The organism is Streptomyces sp. WAC07094 (assembly GCF_036320405.1).
In the GTDB taxonomy this organism is placed as follows: Bacteria; Actinomycetota; Actinomycetes; order Streptomycetales; family Streptomycetaceae; genus Streptomyces; species Streptomyces lannensis.
The window spans coordinates 6,285,916-6,303,052 of record NZ_JAVMJZ010000001.1 but is presented as its reverse complement, the minus strand read 5'-3'; the positions used below and the strand labels follow the sequence as shown (position 1 = coordinate 6,303,052).

The following is a 17,137-nucleotide window of genomic DNA, read 5'->3' as shown; positions in this document are numbered from 1 at the left end:
GACTGACGGGCACGCCGCTGCAGGTAGGGAGTACTCCCCTCCGTGTGAACGAGAGTACCCGAATCACCAAGGAACGGTAAAGCGATTGGTAAAAGAAGATCCAAATGCCCAGCTCAGGGTCCCTTTACTTACTCTTGGTGAAGAGTCGGTCCCGGATCAGCGATCCCAGGTGCGGCGTGCTTCGGCGACCTGGTCGAGCACCTGGTCGAGCACCTGACTGCCCCGCGGGACACGCGGCGGCTCGTACGTCCAGGCGTGGCCGACCCAGGGGTCCGCCAGGTGGTCGTCGGGCACCGGCGACAGTCTCAGCAGCGAACGCCACAGCGGGTCGAGCAGCGGTCCGTAGGCGGCCGCGTCCTCCCGGTCGGCGACCATCATCAGATGGACGCCCACGGACGGGCCCTCGTCCGCGAGATAGCGCAGCCGGGTCACGGCCCGGTCGTCGAAACCGTGCGGGAAGTCGTTGACGATCAGCAGTTGTTCGGCGGTGTCCAGGCCGGGCGGCAGCGCGTCAGCTGCACCGCCGCGCACCGCCATCTGCACCAGGTCGACGCGCTCCGTGAGCCTGGTCAGCACGTCGGCCACGCTCGCCGGACCGACGGCCGGCGGGGCGGGGAGCACACCCGACCGCACGAGGGGGGTGAGTGAGCGCGCGGCCGAACCCGCGGGGTCGATGACGTGCACCACGAACTCGCCCGCCGGGTACACGGCGAGCAGCCGTGCCGCGTGCGCCACCGCCACGTCCATGGCCAGACGGCGCAGTTCGTCCTGGTCCACGAGCTCGTCGTGATGGCCCGAGCGGCCGCTGTCGATCCACAGCCCGCGCTCCAGCGGAAGCCTGATCAGCATGGGGATGCGCAGGTTCTCGCTCTCGGGCAGGTACAGATCGCCGAGGCGCAGGGCCATGGGGATCTCCATCGGCACCCGGTACCCGTGCCAGACCGGGTTGTCCCAGCGCGCGAACGCCACGGGCAGGGCGGGCTCGACGACGTCGGACTCGGCGATGAGCTGGGTCAGGTCACGGTCGAGGGCTGCTCTGGCCTGACCGACGAGCTCGGTGTGCTTCGTCTGGGCCGCCTCGCGTGCGACGTGGCCCTGCCCGCCTATACGGCTGCGCGGATCGGACAGGGCCTTGTCCAGTTCCTGCTCCATGCGCGAGTCGGCGAAGTCGACGGCACTGCGGTAGGCGGCCACCGTACGTGCCAGATCCTCGAACATGCCCCACACCTGGTTGTACAGGCGCTCCTCCATGGACCAGCCGGTCGCGGCGCCCGCGACGGGCTGTGCGGGCTGTCCGGGGTCCGAGGGCGGTGCGGTGGGAGCGGGCGGGGGCGGTGCCCCGGCCGCCCGACCGGGGTGTGTGTAGTTGATCGAGGCGCCCGGCGCGGCGGGCGGCGCAACCGGGCTCGCCTCGCCGGTGACGTCGTACGGGGATCCGTGCTGCGGTGCGCCGGGCGCGCCCTGCTGCGGCGGCACGGTGCCGGATGCGCCCTGGGATCCCGCGGGGGCCGGCGTCTGCAACGCGCGGTCGCCCTCGGGCAGGCGCGGCGGGGGTGGCGCCACCGAACGGGACAGGCCCTGCACCACCGCGTCGTTGATACCGGTCGCGAGTTGCGCGGCCTCCGCCAGCCCCTGGTCCGCGAGCAGGGCGGCGAGCCCGCCCGCGTACCCCTGGCCGACGGCACGCACCTTCCAGGAGTCCTGCCTGCGGTAGAGCTCCAGCGCGATGACGGCCGACTCGGAGTCCAGCCCCGTGATCGTGTAGCTGGCGACCTCGGAGCCGTCGAGTCCGGTGACCGCGACGAAGGGGGCGGCGACGGCGCCGAACCGCACCGGGCCGCCTGTCCCGGTCGGCAGGGCGAGCAGCACGTCCACCCGGTGCACGCTCTCCGGGAGGGCGTCCAGATCGAATGCGAGGCGATGATCGGCCGCCGCCTGCTTGGAGACCTCCAGGCCGGGCAGCGTGGGCGCGCCCGGGTGGGCCACCCATTCGGCGCCGCGCACCTTGCCCTGCGCGTCACTGAGCGTCGCCCCCGCCAGCACCGGCTTGCCGGCCGACACCCTGATCTCGAGTCGGGCCTCGGGAAGCGGGTGGTTCTGCCCCCGGACGAGCTCGGCCGTCATCGCCTTGTCCCCCTACGTCGCTCGGTGTCCTGGTGCCCGGCCGGCTACAGGTGCGGAACGATCGACGGCATCAGGTCCTGGAAGGTACGGCCGTTCGCAGGGGTGCCGAGGGCAGTCATCGTCCAGCCCGCGCCCGCCCGGTGCACCTTCGCCATGATCTGTGCCGTGTACGCACCGCCGCCCGCGAGGGTGTAGCGCGCGAGCTCCTGGCCGCTGGACTCGTCGACCAGGCGGCAGAACGCGTTCTGCACCTCCTGGAAGGTCTGGCCCGTGAAGGAGTTCACGGTGAAGACGATCTGGTCGATGTGGACCGGGACGCGCGCCAGGTCGACGAGGATCGCCTCGTCGTCACCGCCCTGGCCCACGCCGCCGACGAGGTTGTCACCGGTGTGCCGCACGGAGCCGTCGTCGCTCACGAGGTGCTGGAAGAAGACCACGTCCACGGGCCGCTTGTCGGCGAACAGCACGGCGGACGCGTCGAGGTCGATCTCCCGGGTGCGCGAACCGAAGAGCCCGCGACGGGGGGCTGCCTGCCAGCCGAGCCCCATACGCACCGCGGTCAGCGTGCCTCCGTCGTTCTTCTGCAGACTGATGGCCTGACCCTTGGTCAAGTTGACGGTCACGCGCTGTTCCCCTCTCGAGCGGTCCCCTGTTGGCCGCGGACTCCGCGGATGTCCAGAACCCTACGCAGCGGCACTGACACTGCCGAACCCCCGACCGCGCTTTGTGTCGGTGTTGCAACACAGCGCGCGGATCCGGGGGTCCGGCAGGTCTGCGGGATCGTCAGGCGATGCCCGCCTCCTTCATCTGACGCAGTTCCTTCTTCATCTCGGAGACCTCGTCGCGCAGCCGGGCCGCGATCTCGAACTGCAGGTCCGCGGCGGCGGCCCGCATGCGTTCCGTCAACTCCTCGATCTGCGCGGAGAGTTCGGCCCCGGGGCGGTCGGTCGGGACCGTCTCCTTCGCCTTGCCCCTGCCCTTGGCCGCCTTCGCACCCTTCGCCGCCTGACTGCCGAGCGAGGGGACGGGAGCCTTGGCGCCCTTGCCGTCCTTCGTCTTGCGGTAGCCGGTGCCGAGCAGCTGCTCCGTGTCGACGTCCTCCCGCGCGATCTGCGCCACGATGTCGTTGATCTTCTTGCGCAGCGGCTGCGGGTCGATGCCGTTCGCCGTGTTGTACGCGACCTGCTTCTCCCGGCGGCGGTTGGTCTCGTCGATGGCCTTCTCCATCGCCGGGGTGATCTTGTCGGCGTACATATGGACCTGTCCGGAGACATTGCGCGCGGCACGGCCGATGGTCTGGATGAGGGAGGTGCCCGAGCGCAGGAAGCCCTCCTTGTCGGCGTCGAGGATCGCCACCAGGGAGACCTCGGGCAGGTCGAGACCCTCCCTGAGGAGGTTGATACCGACCAGGACGTCGTACTCGCCGGACCTGAGCTCGCGCAGCAGCTCGACGCGTCGCAGCGTGTCCACGTCGCTGTGCAGATAGCGCACCTGGATGCCCATCTCCAGGAAGTAGTCGGTGAGATCCTCCGCCATCTTCTTGGTGAGCGTGGTCACCAGGACGCGCTCGTCCTTCTCGGTGCGCTTGCGGATCTCGTGGACGAGGTCGTCGATCTGGCCCTCGGTGGGCTTGACCACGACCTCCGGGTCGACAAGGCCGGTGGGGCGGATGATCTGCTCGACCTGGCCGTCCGAGCGCGAGAGCTCGTACTGCCCGGGGGTCGCCGACAGGTACACCGTCTGACCGATGCGCCCCTGGAACTCCTCCCACTTCAGCGGCCGGTTGTCCAGGGCGGACGGCAGGCGGAAGCCGTGCTCGACGAGCGTGCGCTTGCGCGACGCGTCGCCCTCGTACATCGCGCCGATCTGGGGCACGGTGACGTGCGACTCGTCGATGACGAGCAGGAAGTCCTCCGGGAAGTAGTCGAGCAGCGTGTTCGGCGGGGTGCCGGGCAGGCGGTCGTCGAAGTGCATCGAGTAGTTCTCCACACCGGAGCAGGTCCCGATCTGGCGGAGCATCTCGATGTCGTACGTCGTCCGCATGCGCAGCCGCTGGGCCTCCAGCAGCTTGCCCTGCTTCTCCAGCTCCGCGAGGCGCTCCTCCAGCTCCTTCTCGATGCCGTTGATCGCCCGCTCCATGCGCTCGGGACCGGCGATGTAGTGGGAGGCGGGGAAGACGTAGAGCTGCTGCTCGTCGCTGACGATCTCACCGGTGAGCGGATGGAGGGTGGAGAGGGCCTCGATCTCGTCGCCGAACATCTCGATCCGAACGGCCAGCTCCTCGTACACCGGGAAGATCTCGATGGTGTCGCCGCGCACCCGGAAGGTGCCTCGGCTGAACGCCACGTCGTTGCGCGTGTACTGGATGTCGACGAAGCGGCGCAGCAGCTGGTCGCGGTCGATCTCGTCGCCGACCTTGAGGCTGACCATGCGGTCCACGTACTCCTGGGGAGTACCGAGGCCGTAGATGCAGGAGACGGAGGCGACCACGACCACGTCCCGGCGGGTCAGCAGCGAGTTGGTCGCGGAGTGCCGCAGGCGCTCCACCTCCTCGTTGATCGAGGAGTCCTTCTCGATGTACGTGTCCGACTGAGGAACGTACGCCTCGGGCTGGTAGTAGTCGTAGTACGAGACGAAGTACTCGACCGCGTTGTTCGGCAGGAGCTCGCGGAACTCGTTGGCCAGCTGGGCGGCCAGTGTCTTGTTCGGTGCCATCACCAGGGTGGGGCGCTGGAGCTTCTCGATCATCCACGCCGTGGTGGCGGACTTGCCTGTGCCGGTCGCGCCGAGCAGGACGACATCCTTCTCACCTGCCTGGATGCGCTTTTCCAGCTCGGCGATGGCCGTCGGCTGGTCACCGCTGGGCCGGTAGGGGCTGACGACCTCGATGGGCGCCACCGTGCGTTCGATCTGTGAAACGGGCCGCATGCCATCCACCGTACGACCCCCCACTGACAACGGGGACCGGTCAGCGCCTCTGCGCCGTACGGTAGCCGCGCTGACCGGCGCGCTCGGGGCTGCGCAGCAGCGTACGCCGTCCGGTGTCCTCCAACTCCGGATGCGCCGGGATCCCGGGCTTGCGTTCGACCGGCTTCCAGACGGGCTTGCCCATGACGATCAACGGGTCGAACATCACGACGACGCCGGCCAGGCACAGGAAGAGAAGCGGGCCGATCATCAGCGGGGCCAGCAACGCGGCGGGTGATTCACCGGCCGGAGCATGGGGAGAGGTGTGCACGTGGACACGGAGCGCGGCCATGCCCGTGTAGTGCATTCCACTGACGGCGAACCCCAAGACGAGACTCGCGCCGATGCTCCACAGGAAGCCGCGGCCCTGGCCTGCCGCCCAGAGCGCCGCGGTCGCCGCGACGACCGCTATGACGACCGAGGCGGTGACGGTGAGCGTGTTGTACCCGAGCACTCCGTTGAGCCGCATCCCCGCCATGCCCAGGTAGTGCATGGAGGCGATCCCGAGACCGGTGATGGTGCCGCCCGTGAAGAGGGCCACCCCGGTGGCCCCGCGGTAGCCCACGATGAAGACCCCGACGCCGACCATCACGATGGCGACGGCCAGGCTCGCGAAGGTGATCCCCCGGTCGTAGTGGATCGGGGTCTCTTCGACGCTGAAGCCCATCATCGCGACGAAGTGCATGGTCCATATGCCGGAGCCGATGGCGGCGGCTCCCAGGGCGAGCCATCCGACCCGCCAGGACTGGGCGACCAGCATCGATCTGCCGGTGCAGAGCAGACCGAGCGCGCCGCCGAGGCAGGCCATGAGGTACGCCACCACAGGTGTGACGAGTCCGTAGCTGAAGCCGTCGACGGTGTTCTGCATGCGCGACTGCCCCTCCGCCCTGATGCGTTCTGAATCCGGAAATGCCCCCCATCCCCAGGACCGCGACGAACGGTCAGGGCTGCTGAGGCAGAGCGTAAGACCCCCACCGGAACGGTCGAACGATATTCCGGCAAAGAATCACGGTGCTAACGCACTTGTGCGGCCCTTGTGCGCACCCTTGGGCAACTCCAGGCAATCTGTGGCCATCCCGCGCCCACCATCCTTGACTCTCTGCTGTCACTCTGATGCTGTCTGTGATCACACGACACGAGGAGCACGCATGCACGCGCGCGTTGCCGCCGCCACGACCACCGCCCTCTTCGGACTCGGCGTGGCCATACTGCCGACTCCGCATGCCGGTGCGACCGGCGGCGACGGACCGGTCGTCGTCGCGCATCGCGGAGCCTCCGCCTACGCACCCGAGAACACCCTGGCGGCCGTGGACCGGGCGGCCGCGATGGGCATCGACTGGGTCGAGAACGACGTCCAGCGCACCAAGGACGGCCGGCTCGTCGTCATCCACGACGCGACGCTGAACCGCACGACCGACGCCAAGCGGCTCTATCCGCAGCGGGCGCCCTGGCGGGTGAAGGACTTCACCGCCGCGGAGATCGCGCGCCTGGACGCCGGCAGCTGGTTCGGCCGCCGGTACGCGGGAGCGCGCGTGCCGACGCTGCGGCAGTACCTGGATCGCGTGTCGCGCAATCACCAGAAGCTCGTACTGGAGATCAAGAATCCGCAGCTGTATCCGGGGATCGAGCGCCAGACCCTCGATCTGCTGAACAACGAGGGCTGGCTGGACGGCGACCACCTCGGGCGCCGGCTCGTCGTCCAGAGCTTCAGCGCCGACAGTGTGCGCAGGGTCCACCGGCTGCGGCCGGGAATCAGGACGGCGTACCTGGGCACGCCCCCGACGGCGGAGCTGCCGGCGTACGCGCGGTTCGCCGACCAGATCAACTCGGCGTACTCGGAACTCTCGCCCCGCTACGTCTCGGCGGTCCATGCGCTGAAGGGCCCGCACGGCACACCGGTGAAGGTCTTCGCCTGGATCGTGAACAGCGGCGGCGACGCCGAACGGCTGACCGGCTACGGCGTGGACGGACTGATCACGAACGTGCCGGACGTGGTGCGCAGAGCGGTCACCGCATCCTGATCCCGCCGCCCGGATGCCAACGGGGCCGCGGTCCGTACCCGGGGCGTTGTCAGTGCCGCGCCGTACGGTGGGCGCATGGACAGCCATGGGCAGTACGAGCAGCAGCCGGCGTGGGCCGTCGTCGCCACCGACATCGGTCCGCTGCTGCTGGCCGCCACGCGCGACGGGCTGGTGAACGTGGTGTTCCACGCGACCGACCCCGTGCGCGACAGAGCACTGGAAAGGCTCGGGTCCAGGCTCGGCTCGGAGCCGGTCGAGGACCCCGGTTCACCGCTCCTGGCCGAGGCGATACGCCAGGTGGCGGCCTACTTCAAGGGTGAGCGGCGCGGCTTCGACCTGCCGCTGGACTGGTCCCTGATCACCGGATTCAACCGCCAGGTACTGCGCGAGCTGGCTTCCGGCGTCCCGTACGGCACGGTGGTGGGGTACGGCGATCTGGCCCGGCGGGTCGGACAGCCGGGCGCGGCCCAGGCCGTGGGAGTGGCGATGGGCTCGAACCCGCTGCCGGTGGTGGTGCCGTGCCATCGCGTGGTCGAGAGCGACGGCGGCATCGGCGGTTTCGGTGGTGGCCTGGAGACCAAGCGGCAGCTTCTGGCACTCGAAGGGGTGCTGCCCGAGCCGCTGTTCTGAGCGGGGCCCGCTCGGGCCCGGAAGCACCCGTCCACTATGCGTAGTGCCGTGCCTCGAAGACATTGCCGTCCGGGTCGCGGAAGTAGAAGCTGCGCCGGGCCGCGCCCCGGGCGCCGAAGGAGTCGTACGAGAAGTCCGAGACGGGGACGGACAGCGCCTCCAGGCGCGCCCGCAGGGCGTCGAAGGCCGCCTCCCCGTGCAGGGACAGGCACACGTGGTTCACCGGATGCCCGGCGCTCCCGTCGGCCCCCGGCAGCATCTTCATAGATGTCGCGAGCGACAGCGGCGCCAGGTCGATGATGCTCTCCTCATTGAGCCGCACCGAGGGGAACGGCACCTTTCCGGCGATGAATTCCGCGAGTCTGAGGGGCTCCAGACCGACCGCCTGCTCGTAGAAGGAGGCGGCGGCGACCGGGTCCCGGACCCACAGGACGACATGGTCGAGACGTGGCGAGCTGTCCGTCATGCCCCCAGGCTGGTGTGCTCTGTCTCGGCTTTCAAGGGTTTGGGAGCGTGTGCCGCCCGCCAGAGATGAGGCAGGACCGGAAGACAGGAGGCAGGCCCGTGCTGATGGTGTCCGAAGAGGTACGGGAGGCGCTCGCCGCGCGCCGGCCCGTGGTGGCCCTGGAGTCGACGATCATCGCGCACGGGCTGCCCCGCCCGCGCAATCTCCAGGTCGCCCTGGAACTGGAGGACGCCGTCCGGCAGGAGGGCGCGGTACCCGCCACGATCGCCGTCCTGGACGGCCGCGCCCATGTCGGCCTGGACAAACAGCAGGTCGAACGGGTCGCGAACGAGGACGGGATCCGCAAGCTGGGGCACCGCGATCTGGCACTCGCGGCGGCGACGGGAGCGAGCGGGGCGACGACCGTGTCCGCGACGGCGTCGCTGGCCGCCCTCGCCGGGATCCGGGTGTTCGCCACGGGTGGGCTCGGCGGGGTGCACCGCGAGTGGACGGTGACGCAGGACGAGTCCGCCGATCTGGGGCTGCTGGCACGGACGAGGATCACCGTGGTCTGCGCGGGTGTGAAGTCGATCCTGGATGTGCCGGCGACGCTGCAGCGACTGGAGACCCTGGGGGTGGCGGTGGCCGGCTACCGCACCGACCGCTTCCCTGGCTTCTACCTGTCGGACTCGGGTCACACGGTCGACTGGAGCCTGGAGTCGCCGGCCCAGGTGGCGGAGGTCATGCGCGCCCAGGACACGCTCCGCGGCCCGCAGTCGGCGCTCGTCGTCGCCAATCCGGTGCCGCGGGAGGAGCAGCTCGATCCCTCGCTCCATGCCCGGGTGCTCGCCGACGCACTGCAGGCGTGCGGGGAGGCGGGCATCACCGGGCAGGCGGTCACGCCGTTCCTGCTCGACCATCTGGTGCGGCACACCGACGGCGCCTCGCTGAGCGCCAATCTGGCGGCGGTGCGGGGGAACGTACGGCTCGCCGCTCGGATCGCGGCGGCCTGGGCGGAGGTGTGAGCGCGGCGCTTCTCGTCATCGGGGACGTGGTCACGGACGTCGTCGCCCGCCATCGCGGACCGCTCGCAACGGGTACGGACACGGCCGCCTCCATCCGGACACTGCCGGGTGGCGCGGGCGCGAACGTCGCGTGCTGGGCGGCCCATTGGGGCAACCCCGATGTGCGGCTGCTCGGCCGGGTCGGTGCCGACGCGGCCGCCTGGCACGGACGCGAACTGACGGCGGCGGGCGTACGGCCCCACCTCGTCGTCGACGCCGAGGCCCCCACGGGGACGGTGATCTGCCTGGTGGACGCGGGTGCCTCGGCGGAGCGCACGTTCCTCACGGACAGCGGAGCGTCGCTGCGGCTGGCGCCCGACGACTGGTCGGACGCGTTGCTCGACGGGGTCGCCCGACTGCATCTTTCGGGCTATCTGTTCTTCTCCGGGCCGAGCAGGGCGCTGGCGGCTGTGGCGCTCGATGCGGCACGGTCGCGCGGCGTACCGGTGAGCCTGGATCCGGCGTCGGCGGGGTTTCTCACCGAGTCGGGAGTGGACACCTTCCTGGCGTTCGCCGAGGGGCTCGATGTGCTGCTGCCGAGCCGGGACGAGGCGTGCCTGCTGACCGGGCTGCCCGACCCGGAGGACGCGGCGGCCAAGCTGAGCCGTCAGGTGCCCCTGGTGGTCGCCAAGCAGGGTGCACAGGGTGCCCTGGTCGCCGCGTCGGGAGCGGTGCGGGCCCGGATCCCGGCCGTTCCCGTTTCCCCGCGGGACACGACCGGGGCAGGTGACGCGTTCACCGGGGCCTTCCTGGCGGCACTGCTCGCGGGGGCGGAACCGGAGGAGGCGGCCGAGCAGGGGTGCAGGGCCGGAGCCCTGGCGGTGACGACGGTGGGAGGACGCCCACCGGTGCGGACGCCGTAGGGGCCGCTCGCTCGTGCAAGTCCCCTCCCCTACTCCCCCTTGCGTCCCCAGGCCGAGATCATCGGGGACGTCGCCAGATCCATCGTGCCGGAGGCGACATGGGACAGATGGCGGTCGATCTCCTCGTCCGTGGCAAGGCCGGCGGCCACGAGCCGTTCGCGGATCTGACGGACGGTCGCGGCTTCGAGGGCCGTGCAGGCGGGCGAGGCGACGGGGAAGTACGCGTCGGCCTCCACCCGCCGCAGGCCCGCCTCACGGAGCAGACGCGGGAGCCTGCGGCCGTACGACAGGTCGGCACCGCGCTCGGCGAGGAGGGCGCGGAAGCCATTGCGCAGGCGGTTGGCGAGCTCCTGTTCGGGACCGTACTCGTCCGGGCAGAGCAGGGGCTGCAGGGCCGGGTCGGCGTCCTCGATCAGGATCCGTCCGCCCGGGCGCAGTGCGCCGATCATCGACCGCAACGCCCGCTCCCGGTCCGGGACGTGCACCAGGACGAGCCGGGCGTGGACGAGGTCGAAACCGGCCCCCGGCGGGTCCTCCGCGCCCACGTCATGGGTGCGGACCTCGATCGGGGGGCGGGCGGCCGACACCGCCCACGAGGTGTCGATGTCGGTCGCGACGACCTTCCCGGTGGGGCCGACCTTCTTGGCGAGCCAGGAGATCACCGAGGTGCCGCCTGCTCCCACCTCCCAGCAGCGCCAGCCGGGTCCGATACCGAGATCCTCGATGTGGCGGAACGTCGTGGGGTCGAACAGGGTGGAGAGCGCGTCGAAGCGCCGGCCCGCCTCGGACTGCTGGTTGTCGAGGAGATACCCGTCGGTTGGCGTCATGGTGACATCGTCCCAGGCGGGCCGCCTGTTCGTGCGGGGGGACGCTCCGGCGGGCCCGCACACGACACTCGCACGAGTGTGCTGTCGCCCTGCCGCACCGGACGAATCCCGCAACCCTCGCACCGAAACGGAACGTTCCATTCCCACAGGCTTCCCCGCCGCCCGAGACGGACTGGCAGACTGGCCCGCGAAGGCGCAGAGCGCGACGCGAGGAGATCCACGCAAGGAGATCCAGAATGTCCATGGCAGGGAATCTGCGGAAGGTCACGGGCCTCGACAGGGTCGGCGGCCTCCGCAAGGCGGCGCGGTTGGGGCGGCGCCACGGCCGCGTCGACCTGAGCCATCCCGCCCGGTCACCGCTGGGCTCCGCAGTGGTGAAGTGCGTGACGTACGAGGACGGCGTGCGGGTTCCCGGCGGTGGCGATCTGGTCGAGGACGTGGAGCGGCTGCGCAAGAGCGAGGACGGTTTCGTCTGGCTCGGGCTGCACGAGCCGACGGACGACGAGTTCGCGGGCATCGCCGAGCTCTTCGATCTGCACCCGCTGGCCGTCGAGGACGCGGTGGAGGCACACCAGCGACCCAAGCTGGAGCGTTACGGGGACACGCTGTTCGCGGTCTTCAAGACGGTCTGCTACGTGGAGCACAAGGAACTGACCGCGACCAGCGAGATCGTGAACACCGGCGAGATCATGGTGTTCATCGGCCCTGCCTTCGTCATCACGGTGCGGCACGGCCGGCACGGCTCGCTGGGTCCCTTGCGCGAGGAGCTGGAGGCGCACCCCCACCAGCTCGCCAAGGGACCCGCGGCGGTACTGCACGCGATCGCCGACCATGTCGTGGACGACTACCTGAGCGTCACGGACGCGGTGCAGGAGGACATCGACCAGGTCGAGATGGACGTCTTCGCCGACAACGGGGCTCGGCTCGATCCGGGGCGCATCTACCAGCTCAAGCGTGAACTGCTCGAGCTGAAGCGGGCGGTGGTCCCCTTGGACCGCCCCCTCCAGGAACTCTCCACCCGCCCGAACCGGGTGATCGACCCGGAGATACAGACGTACTTCCGGGACGTCTCGGACCACCAGCTGCGCGCCACCGAGCAGATAGCCGCGTTCGACGAACTGCTCAACTCGATCCTCCAGGCCCACCTCGCGCAGGTGAGTGTCGCCCAGAACGCGGACATGCGCAGGATCACGGCCTGGGCCGCTCTCATCGCCGTGCCCACCATGCTCACCGGCGTCTACGGCATGAACTTCACGTACATGCCCGAACTGCACTGGAGAATCGGCTATCCGCTGGTGATGGCCGTGATAGCCGTCGGCTGTTTCGCCCTGTACCGCGGCTTCAAGCGCAACGGCTGGCTGTAGGCGGGATCAGCGCACCGTGGCCCTCGAGTAGACCGTCTCCACCCAGGTGGCGAGCTGATCGTCGGTCAGGTGCTGGGCGAGGTCCGACTCGCTGATCATGCCGACGAGACGCTTGTTCTCGATGACGGGGAGCCGGCGGATCTGGTACTCCTCCATGGCCGTGAGCACGTCGCCGACGTCGGCGCTCGCCTCGATCCAGCGCGGCGTGCCCTGAGCCATGTCGGCCGCGGTCACGCGTGAGGGGTCGCGGCCCATGGCCACGCAGCCGACGACGATGTCGCGGTCGGTGAGGATGCCGCAGAGCCGCTCGTTCTCGTCACTGATGGGCAGCGCACCGACGTTGAGTTCGCGCATCAACTGGGCGGCTCGGTCCAGGGTCTCGTGTGCGGGGATCCACTGGGCACCACGGTGCATGATGTCTCCGGCAGTGGTCATGGGACACCTCCGATGCCGGACGGCCGGCGCGGCACGGGACGCACCGCATGTCCCGGCGCCTTCATTCTCGCCGTCTTCCCTGGCCGACGCACCCGGAGCACCGGGGCGGCGGGGCGCCTCGGCCGCCGGACGCGGGATCACGCCGACGACCGGGGGATCGGGCCATGGAGCGCACGGTCTCCGCGGGACGACGCGGATGATCGCTGGGGGCCTTGTCGTCCTTCTCCGAACGGGTCAGCCGTTCCACGCGGGGTGCCGCGGGTCGTCGGCGCGGATGAGTACATCGGCGGCGGCACCCGGATCGGTCTCCGCCTCGTAGCGCTCGAAAGCGGGAAGCGTCCACTGCTCCGGCCCCGGGGTCCGCCGCCGGAGCGCGCCGGGCGAGAGAAGGACGTGGACGCTCAGGTCGAAGGGGAACCAGTGACGCAGGAGGAGAGGGCCGTGGAGCAGCAGCAACCCGCCCGGCGGGAGCGGGACATAGGGGCTGCGGGTGGCGCGGTCGGCGACCGGGTCCCACAGATCGGGCAGCACGCGTCCGTCGCCGCCCGGTTCGAGCGGGCCGAACACCTCGCGCCACACGGCGCCGGTGTCGAGCCAGCCGTCGTAATAGGAGTCCGGGTCCTGATGGCCGTGCTCGAGGCGGACGGACGCCGGGCGCAGGAAGCCCTCCGTGCCGACTACGAGCGAGGGCCGGCCCCGTATGCCCAGCACGTCGGAGACCCGCTGGGCCAGATCTCCGGGGCGCGCCGCCGGTGCGCCGTCGAAAGCGATGCGCGGCCAGGGGCTGCCGTCGGCGGACTTCAGGTCGAGCAGCCGGTCGGCTAGAAGGTCGCCGAGCCGTTCCCAGGTGATCGCTTCGAGTCGCACAGGGCCCATGATGCCGCGTCGAGAGCACGAACCCGCTGCTCGGCCCCGGGAGGTGAACGGCACAGCTGCCTGTCCACGGGCTCGGCACGGCTCCGGGCTCGGCACGGCTCCGGGCCCGCGTGGATCACCGGTCGCGCTCCGCTCGCCCACACCACCGGAACAACCGGGTCCGAGGGCGCTCCGGCCGGGCCCGCCGGGGGCGATCCGGTCCGGCGTGGTCGGGTGGCGGACGGGTGGGGAATGAAGCGGATATGAGGCCGACCCCAACTCCTCCGTCCTGGGCAGGACTTCTCGTGATCCAACCGCTCAAACGACGGCACTGCGCCGGGTGCCGGAGAGGGCCGCTGCCCCTGCTGGTGCTGGAGGAGAGCGCGCCACGCTGCCTGGACTGTGCGGACCTCGGGCATCTGGTGTTCCTGGCGCGGGGCGACACCGCGCTGACGCGGAGGTCCCGGGAGGCCAGCACGCTCTCGGCGGTGGTGGTGCGCTTCGACCGGCGCCACGGCCGCTACGAGCGGCAGGGGCTGCTCGTCGAGGAGGAGGCACTCGCACGGGCCGAGGAGCGTTGCCTGGCGGACGCGGAGGCCCGGCGCAGACGCAGGGTGCGGGACGCCCGGCGGCGGGCCGCGCAGGACGAGCGGTTCACGGAGGCGTTCGCCGAGGAGATCCGGCGGCTGTTTCCCGGGTGCCCGGCCGATCGGGCCCAGGCGATCGCGGCGCATGCGTCGGTGCGCGGAAGCGGGCGGGTGGGGCGCAGTGCGGCGGGGCGGACGCTGTCGCCGGAGGCGGTCACGGCGGCGGTGCGGGCGTCCGTGCGGCACACGGAGACGCCGTACGACACGCTCCTGATGGACGGGGTGCCGCGGGCCGAGGCGCGGCGGCGCATCGCGAACGGCGTGGAGTCGGTACTGCGTGGGTGGCGACTGCGGCAGGTGGCGTGATGCGGGCGTGGGCGGCGGGACAGCCGGGGCCGGCCGGCAGGTTGATCCCAGGTCCGGGACGGGTCGGCGCGGGGCGTTCGGCGTCCCCTCACGACCGGCGGAGGGCGTGCGGGTGAGGCGGGTTTGCGTGCGCACGCGCAGGGTCACCGATCTCGTGCGCGTATTCACTTCTCGTGACGGGGTGCGTGGGGAAGGATCTCAGCGTCCGGGGGACCGATGGGGGAGTTGACATGATCGATGGACCGTATTTCGCACTGACCGTGCTCGGGGTGCTGGGGACCGGTCTGGTGGCGGGGGTGTGTTTCGCGTTCTCGGCGTTCGTGATGCGGGGCCTCGGCTCGCTGCCCCCGGCACGTGGAGCCGCCGCGATGAACGCGATCAACAGGGCCGCGACAACACCGGCGTTCATGATCCTGTTCATGGGCGCGGCGCTGCTGAGCGCCGTGCTCGCCGTGGTGACGTTCGTGCTGTGGCCCGAGGGCACCGTGGAACTGCTGGTGGGCAGCGCCCTCTATCTGGTCGGTGTGTTCGCCGTGACCGCCGCGGCGAACGTCCCTCGCAACGGCGCGCTGCTGCGGATGGACCCGGACGCCCCTGAAACGGCCGTGTACTGGCGGAGCTATGTGCGGGAGTGGACCCTGTGGAACCACGTCCGCACCGTCGCGTCGGCCGGGGCCGCCTTGTCCTATCTCCTCGCCCTCACCTGAGCCGCGGCACGGGCCCAGCCCGCCGACGACTGCCGGGGGGCAGCCGGGCGGGCGGCGTCGTATCGTGGCACGAAACCACCCCGTACGCGTGTGCAAGGGAGACGGCCATGGCCGATCCCAAGGGTTTTATGACCACACCCCGCGAGGAATGGCCCCGGCGGCCCGTCGAGGAGCGGGTGCGGGACTGGAACGAGGTGTATGTGCCGGGTGCGCTGCTGCCGATCATCAGCCGGCAGGCGAACCGGTGCATGGACTGTGGGATCCCGTTCTGCCACGAGGCGTGCCCACTCGGGAATCTGATCCCCGAGTGGAACGATCTCGTCTCGCGGGAGGACTGGCGGGCCGCGAGCGACCGGCTGCACGCAACGAACAACTTTCCGGAATTCACCGGGCGGTTGTGTCCTGCCCCCTGCGAGGCGGGGTGCGTGCTCGCCATCAACCAGCCAGCGGTCACCATCAAGAACGTGGAGGTGGCGATAGCGGACCGGGCCTGGCAGGAGGGGTTCGCCCCGCCGCGTCCGCCCGACCGGCTGTCCGGGCGCACCGTCGCGGTCGTCGGATCGGGGCCCGCGGGGCTCGCGGCGGCCCAGCAGCTCACGCGGGCCGGTCACACCGTGGCGGTGTACGAGCGTGCCGACCGGGTCGGGGGGCTGCTGCGGTACGGGATACCAGCCTTCAAGATGGAGAAGCGGCACTTGAACCGCCGTCTGGAGCAGATGCGCGCCGAGGGGACGAAGTTCCGCACGTCGACGGTCGTCGGCAGGGACATCGGGGCCGCGGAGCTACGGGCACGCTACGACGCAGTGGTGCTCGCGACGGGCGCCACGGCTTGGCGCGAACTCGATGTGCCGGGCCGGGAATTGGCGGGAATCCACCAGGCGATGGAGTATCTGCCGCTGGCCGACCGCGTGTGCGAGGGGGATCTGAAGGTCTCCCCGCTGTCGGCGGCCGGGAAGCATGTTGTGATCGTGGGTGGCGGTGACACCGGGGCGGACTGCCTCGGGACCGCGGTGCGCGAGGCGGCCGCCTCGGTGACCCAGCTGGACATCTACCCGCTGCCGGAGGCCGAGCGGGACGAGGACACCGAGCCCTGGCCGACCTATCCGAAGATCTATCGGCTGTCGGCGGCCCACGAAGAGGCGCGGGAGCTGCGGACGGCGCCCGCGGCGGTTGCGGACGCGCGGCTGTTCGCGGCGTCGACACTGCGCTTCACGGGAGACCCCGACGGTCATGTGCAGGCGCTGCAACTGGTCGAGGTGGACGAGCGGCGCCGCCCGCTGCCGGGAACGGAGCGGACGCTCCCCGCCGACCTGGTGCTGCTCGCGCTGGGGTTCTCGGGACCCGATCGCGGGGACGGGCTGATCGACCAGCTCGGCATCGCGCTCGACCCACGCGGCACGATCGTTCGGGACGACGAGTTCGCCACCAACGTGCCCGGGGTGTACGCCGCCGGGGACGCCGCGCGCGGACAGTCGCTGATCGTATGGGCGATCGCGGAGGGACGGGCGGCCGCGGCGGCGGTGGACCGCAGGCTGAGCGAGGGTGCGTCACACCTGCCGGCGCCGATCGGACCGTACGACAAGCCGATGAGGGCGTGAAGGTGCCGCAGGGACGGGCCGGCCACTCATGGGCGGCGCCGGCCGGACGCCCGCGGACAAGCCGTCGGCGGGCAGGACGTCGAGACGTACCGCGCCGAGGGGGACGACGGTGTCGGTGAACCGCGCCGTCGCTGCCGTTCCCGTCGCGGGAGCCGGGGACCACGTGCCGCGGGCCAGGGAAGGACCCGGCCCGGCATTACGTGCGCAGCCCGGGAGACACAACCAACCCCAGTGCCCCTGGCCGGAAGAGAGCAGCCGGCACCACTGGCCCCAGGCCCAGGAGA

At 70.8% G+C, this 17,137-nt stretch carries 16 protein-coding genes; 8 read left to right on the top strand and 8 right to left on the bottom strand.

Annotated elements, in window-relative coordinates:
- Positions 1-156: 156 nt before the first annotated feature.
- The 4 genes from RCR19_RS27895 to RCR19_RS27880 all read right to left on the bottom strand — a co-directional run bounded on the left by RCR19_RS27895 (position 157) and on the right by RCR19_RS27880 (position 5,959).
- Entirely contained in the window at positions 157-2,124 is a 1,968-nt protein-coding gene (locus RCR19_RS27895; RefSeq protein ID WP_331267622.1) for a TerD family protein, read from the bottom strand.
- 44 nt (positions 2,125-2,168) lie between these two features.
- Entirely contained in the window at positions 2,169-2,747 is a 579-nt protein-coding gene (locus RCR19_RS27890; RefSeq protein ID WP_059133116.1) for a TerD family protein, read from the bottom strand.
- A gap of 160 nt (positions 2,748-2,907) precedes the next feature.
- On the bottom strand, positions 2,908-5,052 hold the full coding sequence (uvrB, locus tag RCR19_RS27885; RefSeq protein WP_331267621.1) for an excinuclease ABC subunit UvrB: 2,145 nt from the start codon (positions 5,050-5,052) through the stop codon (positions 2,908-2,910).
- Between the two features lie 40 nt (positions 5,053-5,092).
- Complete coding sequence (locus RCR19_RS27880; protein WP_331267620.1) at positions 5,093-5,959, bottom strand: MHYT domain-containing protein; 867 nt, start codon at positions 5,957-5,959, stop codon at positions 5,093-5,095.
- A 280-nt stretch (positions 5,960-6,239) separates the two neighbouring features.
- On the opposite strand from RCR19_RS27880, the gene RCR19_RS27875 reads away from it, so the two are divergent.
- Positions 6,240-7,112 (top strand): glycerophosphodiester phosphodiesterase family protein, encoded by an 873-nt coding sequence (locus RCR19_RS27875; RefSeq protein WP_331267619.1) that lies wholly within the window; start codon positions 6,240-6,242, stop codon positions 7,110-7,112.
- A 75-nt stretch (positions 7,113-7,187) separates the two neighbouring features.
- Complete coding sequence (locus RCR19_RS27870; protein WP_331267618.1) at positions 7,188-7,742, top strand: methylated-DNA--[protein]-cysteine S-methyltransferase; 555 nt, start codon at positions 7,188-7,190, stop codon at positions 7,740-7,742.
- Positions 7,743-7,776: 34 nt separating this feature from the next.
- On the opposite strand, the gene RCR19_RS27865 is transcribed toward RCR19_RS27870, so the two are convergent.
- On the bottom strand, positions 7,777-8,208 hold the full coding sequence (locus RCR19_RS27865) for a VOC family protein (protein WP_331267617.1): 432 nt from the start codon (positions 8,206-8,208) through the stop codon (positions 7,777-7,779).
- A gap of 104 nt (positions 8,209-8,312) precedes the next feature.
- Here RCR19_RS27865 and RCR19_RS27860 point away from each other — a divergent pair, with 104 nt between their 5' ends.
- Both RCR19_RS27860 and RCR19_RS27855 read left to right on the top strand, forming a co-directional pair.
- On the top strand, positions 8,313-9,212 hold the full coding sequence (locus tag RCR19_RS27860) for a pseudouridine-5'-phosphate glycosidase (protein WP_331269577.1): 900 nt from the start codon (positions 8,313-8,315) through the stop codon (positions 9,210-9,212).
- Positions 9,197-10,114: a sugar kinase gene (locus RCR19_RS27855; protein WP_331269576.1), complete on the top strand. Its 918-nt coding sequence runs from the start codon at positions 9,197-9,199 to the stop codon at positions 10,112-10,114. Before RCR19_RS27860 ends, RCR19_RS27855 begins: the two co-directional genes overlap by 16 nt.
- A gap of 29 nt (positions 10,115-10,143) precedes the next feature.
- Here the strand turns inward: RCR19_RS27855 and RCR19_RS27850 are convergent, their stop codons facing one another.
- Entirely contained in the window at positions 10,144-10,941 is a 798-nt protein-coding gene (locus RCR19_RS27850) for a methyltransferase domain-containing protein (RefSeq protein ID WP_331267616.1), read from the bottom strand.
- 236 nt (positions 10,942-11,177) lie between these two features.
- Here RCR19_RS27850 and RCR19_RS27845 point away from each other — a divergent pair, with 236 nt between their 5' ends.
- On the top strand, positions 11,178-12,305 hold the full coding sequence (locus tag RCR19_RS27845) for a magnesium and cobalt transport protein CorA (RefSeq protein WP_331267615.1): 1,128 nt from the start codon (positions 11,178-11,180) through the stop codon (positions 12,303-12,305).
- 6 nt (positions 12,306-12,311) lie between these two features.
- Here the strand turns inward: RCR19_RS27845 and RCR19_RS27840 are convergent, their stop codons facing one another.
- Positions 12,312-12,740, bottom strand: a complete 429-nt coding sequence (locus RCR19_RS27840; RefSeq protein ID WP_059133125.1) for a CBS domain-containing protein — start codon at positions 12,738-12,740, stop codon at positions 12,312-12,314.
- A gap of 234 nt (positions 12,741-12,974) precedes the next feature.
- Positions 12,975-13,616: a uridine kinase gene (locus RCR19_RS27835; RefSeq protein ID WP_331267614.1), complete on the bottom strand. Its 642-nt coding sequence runs from the start codon at positions 13,614-13,616 to the stop codon at positions 12,975-12,977.
- Between the two features lie 242 nt (positions 13,617-13,858).
- Here RCR19_RS27835 and RCR19_RS27830 point away from each other — a divergent pair, with 242 nt between their 5' ends.
- From RCR19_RS27830 to RCR19_RS27820, 3 genes are all read left to right on the top strand, one after another.
- On the top strand, positions 13,859-14,548 hold the full coding sequence (locus RCR19_RS27830) for a DUF2293 domain-containing protein (RefSeq protein WP_331267613.1): 690 nt from the start codon (positions 13,859-13,861) through the stop codon (positions 14,546-14,548).
- A 230-nt stretch (positions 14,549-14,778) separates the two neighbouring features.
- Positions 14,779-15,255 carry an anthrone oxygenase family protein gene (locus tag RCR19_RS27825; RefSeq protein ID WP_059133127.1) on the top strand — a complete coding sequence of 159 codons (477 nt, stop codon included), beginning with the start codon at positions 14,779-14,781 and terminating at the stop codon, positions 15,253-15,255.
- 107 nt (positions 15,256-15,362) lie between these two features.
- Positions 15,363-16,853 carry a glutamate synthase subunit beta gene (locus tag RCR19_RS27820; protein ID WP_331267612.1) on the top strand — a complete coding sequence of 497 codons (1,491 nt, stop codon included), beginning with the start codon at positions 15,363-15,365 and terminating at the stop codon, positions 16,851-16,853.
- Positions 16,854-17,137 lie beyond the last annotated feature (284 nt).

Excerpts from the sequence above, each read along its gene's own strand:
- RCR19_RS27870 (WP_331267618.1), top strand. The coding sequence starts at position 7,188 with ATGGACAGCCATGGGCAGTACGAGCAGCAGCCGGCGTGGGCCGTCGTC.
- RCR19_RS27860 (WP_331269577.1), top strand. The coding sequence starts at position 8,313 with ATGGTGTCCGAAGAGGTACGGGAGGCGCTCGCCGCGCGCCGGCCCGTG.
- uvrB (WP_331267621.1), bottom strand. The coding sequence starts at position 5,052 with ATGCGGCCCGTTTCACAGATCGAACGCACGGTGGCGCCCATCGAGGTC.
- RCR19_RS27830 (WP_331267613.1), top strand. The coding sequence starts at position 13,859 with ATGAGGCCGACCCCAACTCCTCCGTCCTGGGCAGGACTTCTCGTGATC.
- RCR19_RS27875 (WP_331267619.1), top strand. The coding sequence starts at position 6,240 with ATGCACGCGCGCGTTGCCGCCGCCACGACCACCGCCCTCTTCGGACTC.
- RCR19_RS27825 (WP_059133127.1), top strand. The coding sequence starts at position 14,779 with ATGATCGATGGACCGTATTTCGCACTGACCGTGCTCGGGGTGCTGGGG.
- RCR19_RS27865 (WP_331267617.1), bottom strand. The coding sequence starts at position 8,208 with ATGACGGACAGCTCGCCACGTCTCGACCATGTCGTCCTGTGGGTCCGG.
- RCR19_RS27895 (WP_331267622.1), bottom strand. The coding sequence starts at position 2,124 with ATGACGGCCGAGCTCGTCCGGGGGCAGAACCACCCGCTTCCCGAGGCC.
- RCR19_RS27820 (WP_331267612.1), top strand. The coding sequence starts at position 15,363 with ATGGCCGATCCCAAGGGTTTTATGACCACACCCCGCGAGGAATGGCCC.
- RCR19_RS27840 (WP_059133125.1), bottom strand. The coding sequence starts at position 12,740 with ATGACCACTGCCGGAGACATCATGCACCGTGGTGCCCAGTGGATCCCC.
- RCR19_RS27880 (WP_331267620.1), bottom strand. The coding sequence starts at position 5,959 with ATGCAGAACACCGTCGACGGCTTCAGCTACGGACTCGTCACACCTGTG.
- RCR19_RS27845 (WP_331267615.1), top strand. The coding sequence starts at position 11,178 with ATGTCCATGGCAGGGAATCTGCGGAAGGTCACGGGCCTCGACAGGGTC.
- RCR19_RS27835 (WP_331267614.1), bottom strand. The coding sequence starts at position 13,616 with ATGGGCCCTGTGCGACTCGAAGCGATCACCTGGGAACGGCTCGGCGAC.
- RCR19_RS27850 (WP_331267616.1), bottom strand. The coding sequence starts at position 10,941 with ATGACGCCAACCGACGGGTATCTCCTCGACAACCAGCAGTCCGAGGCG.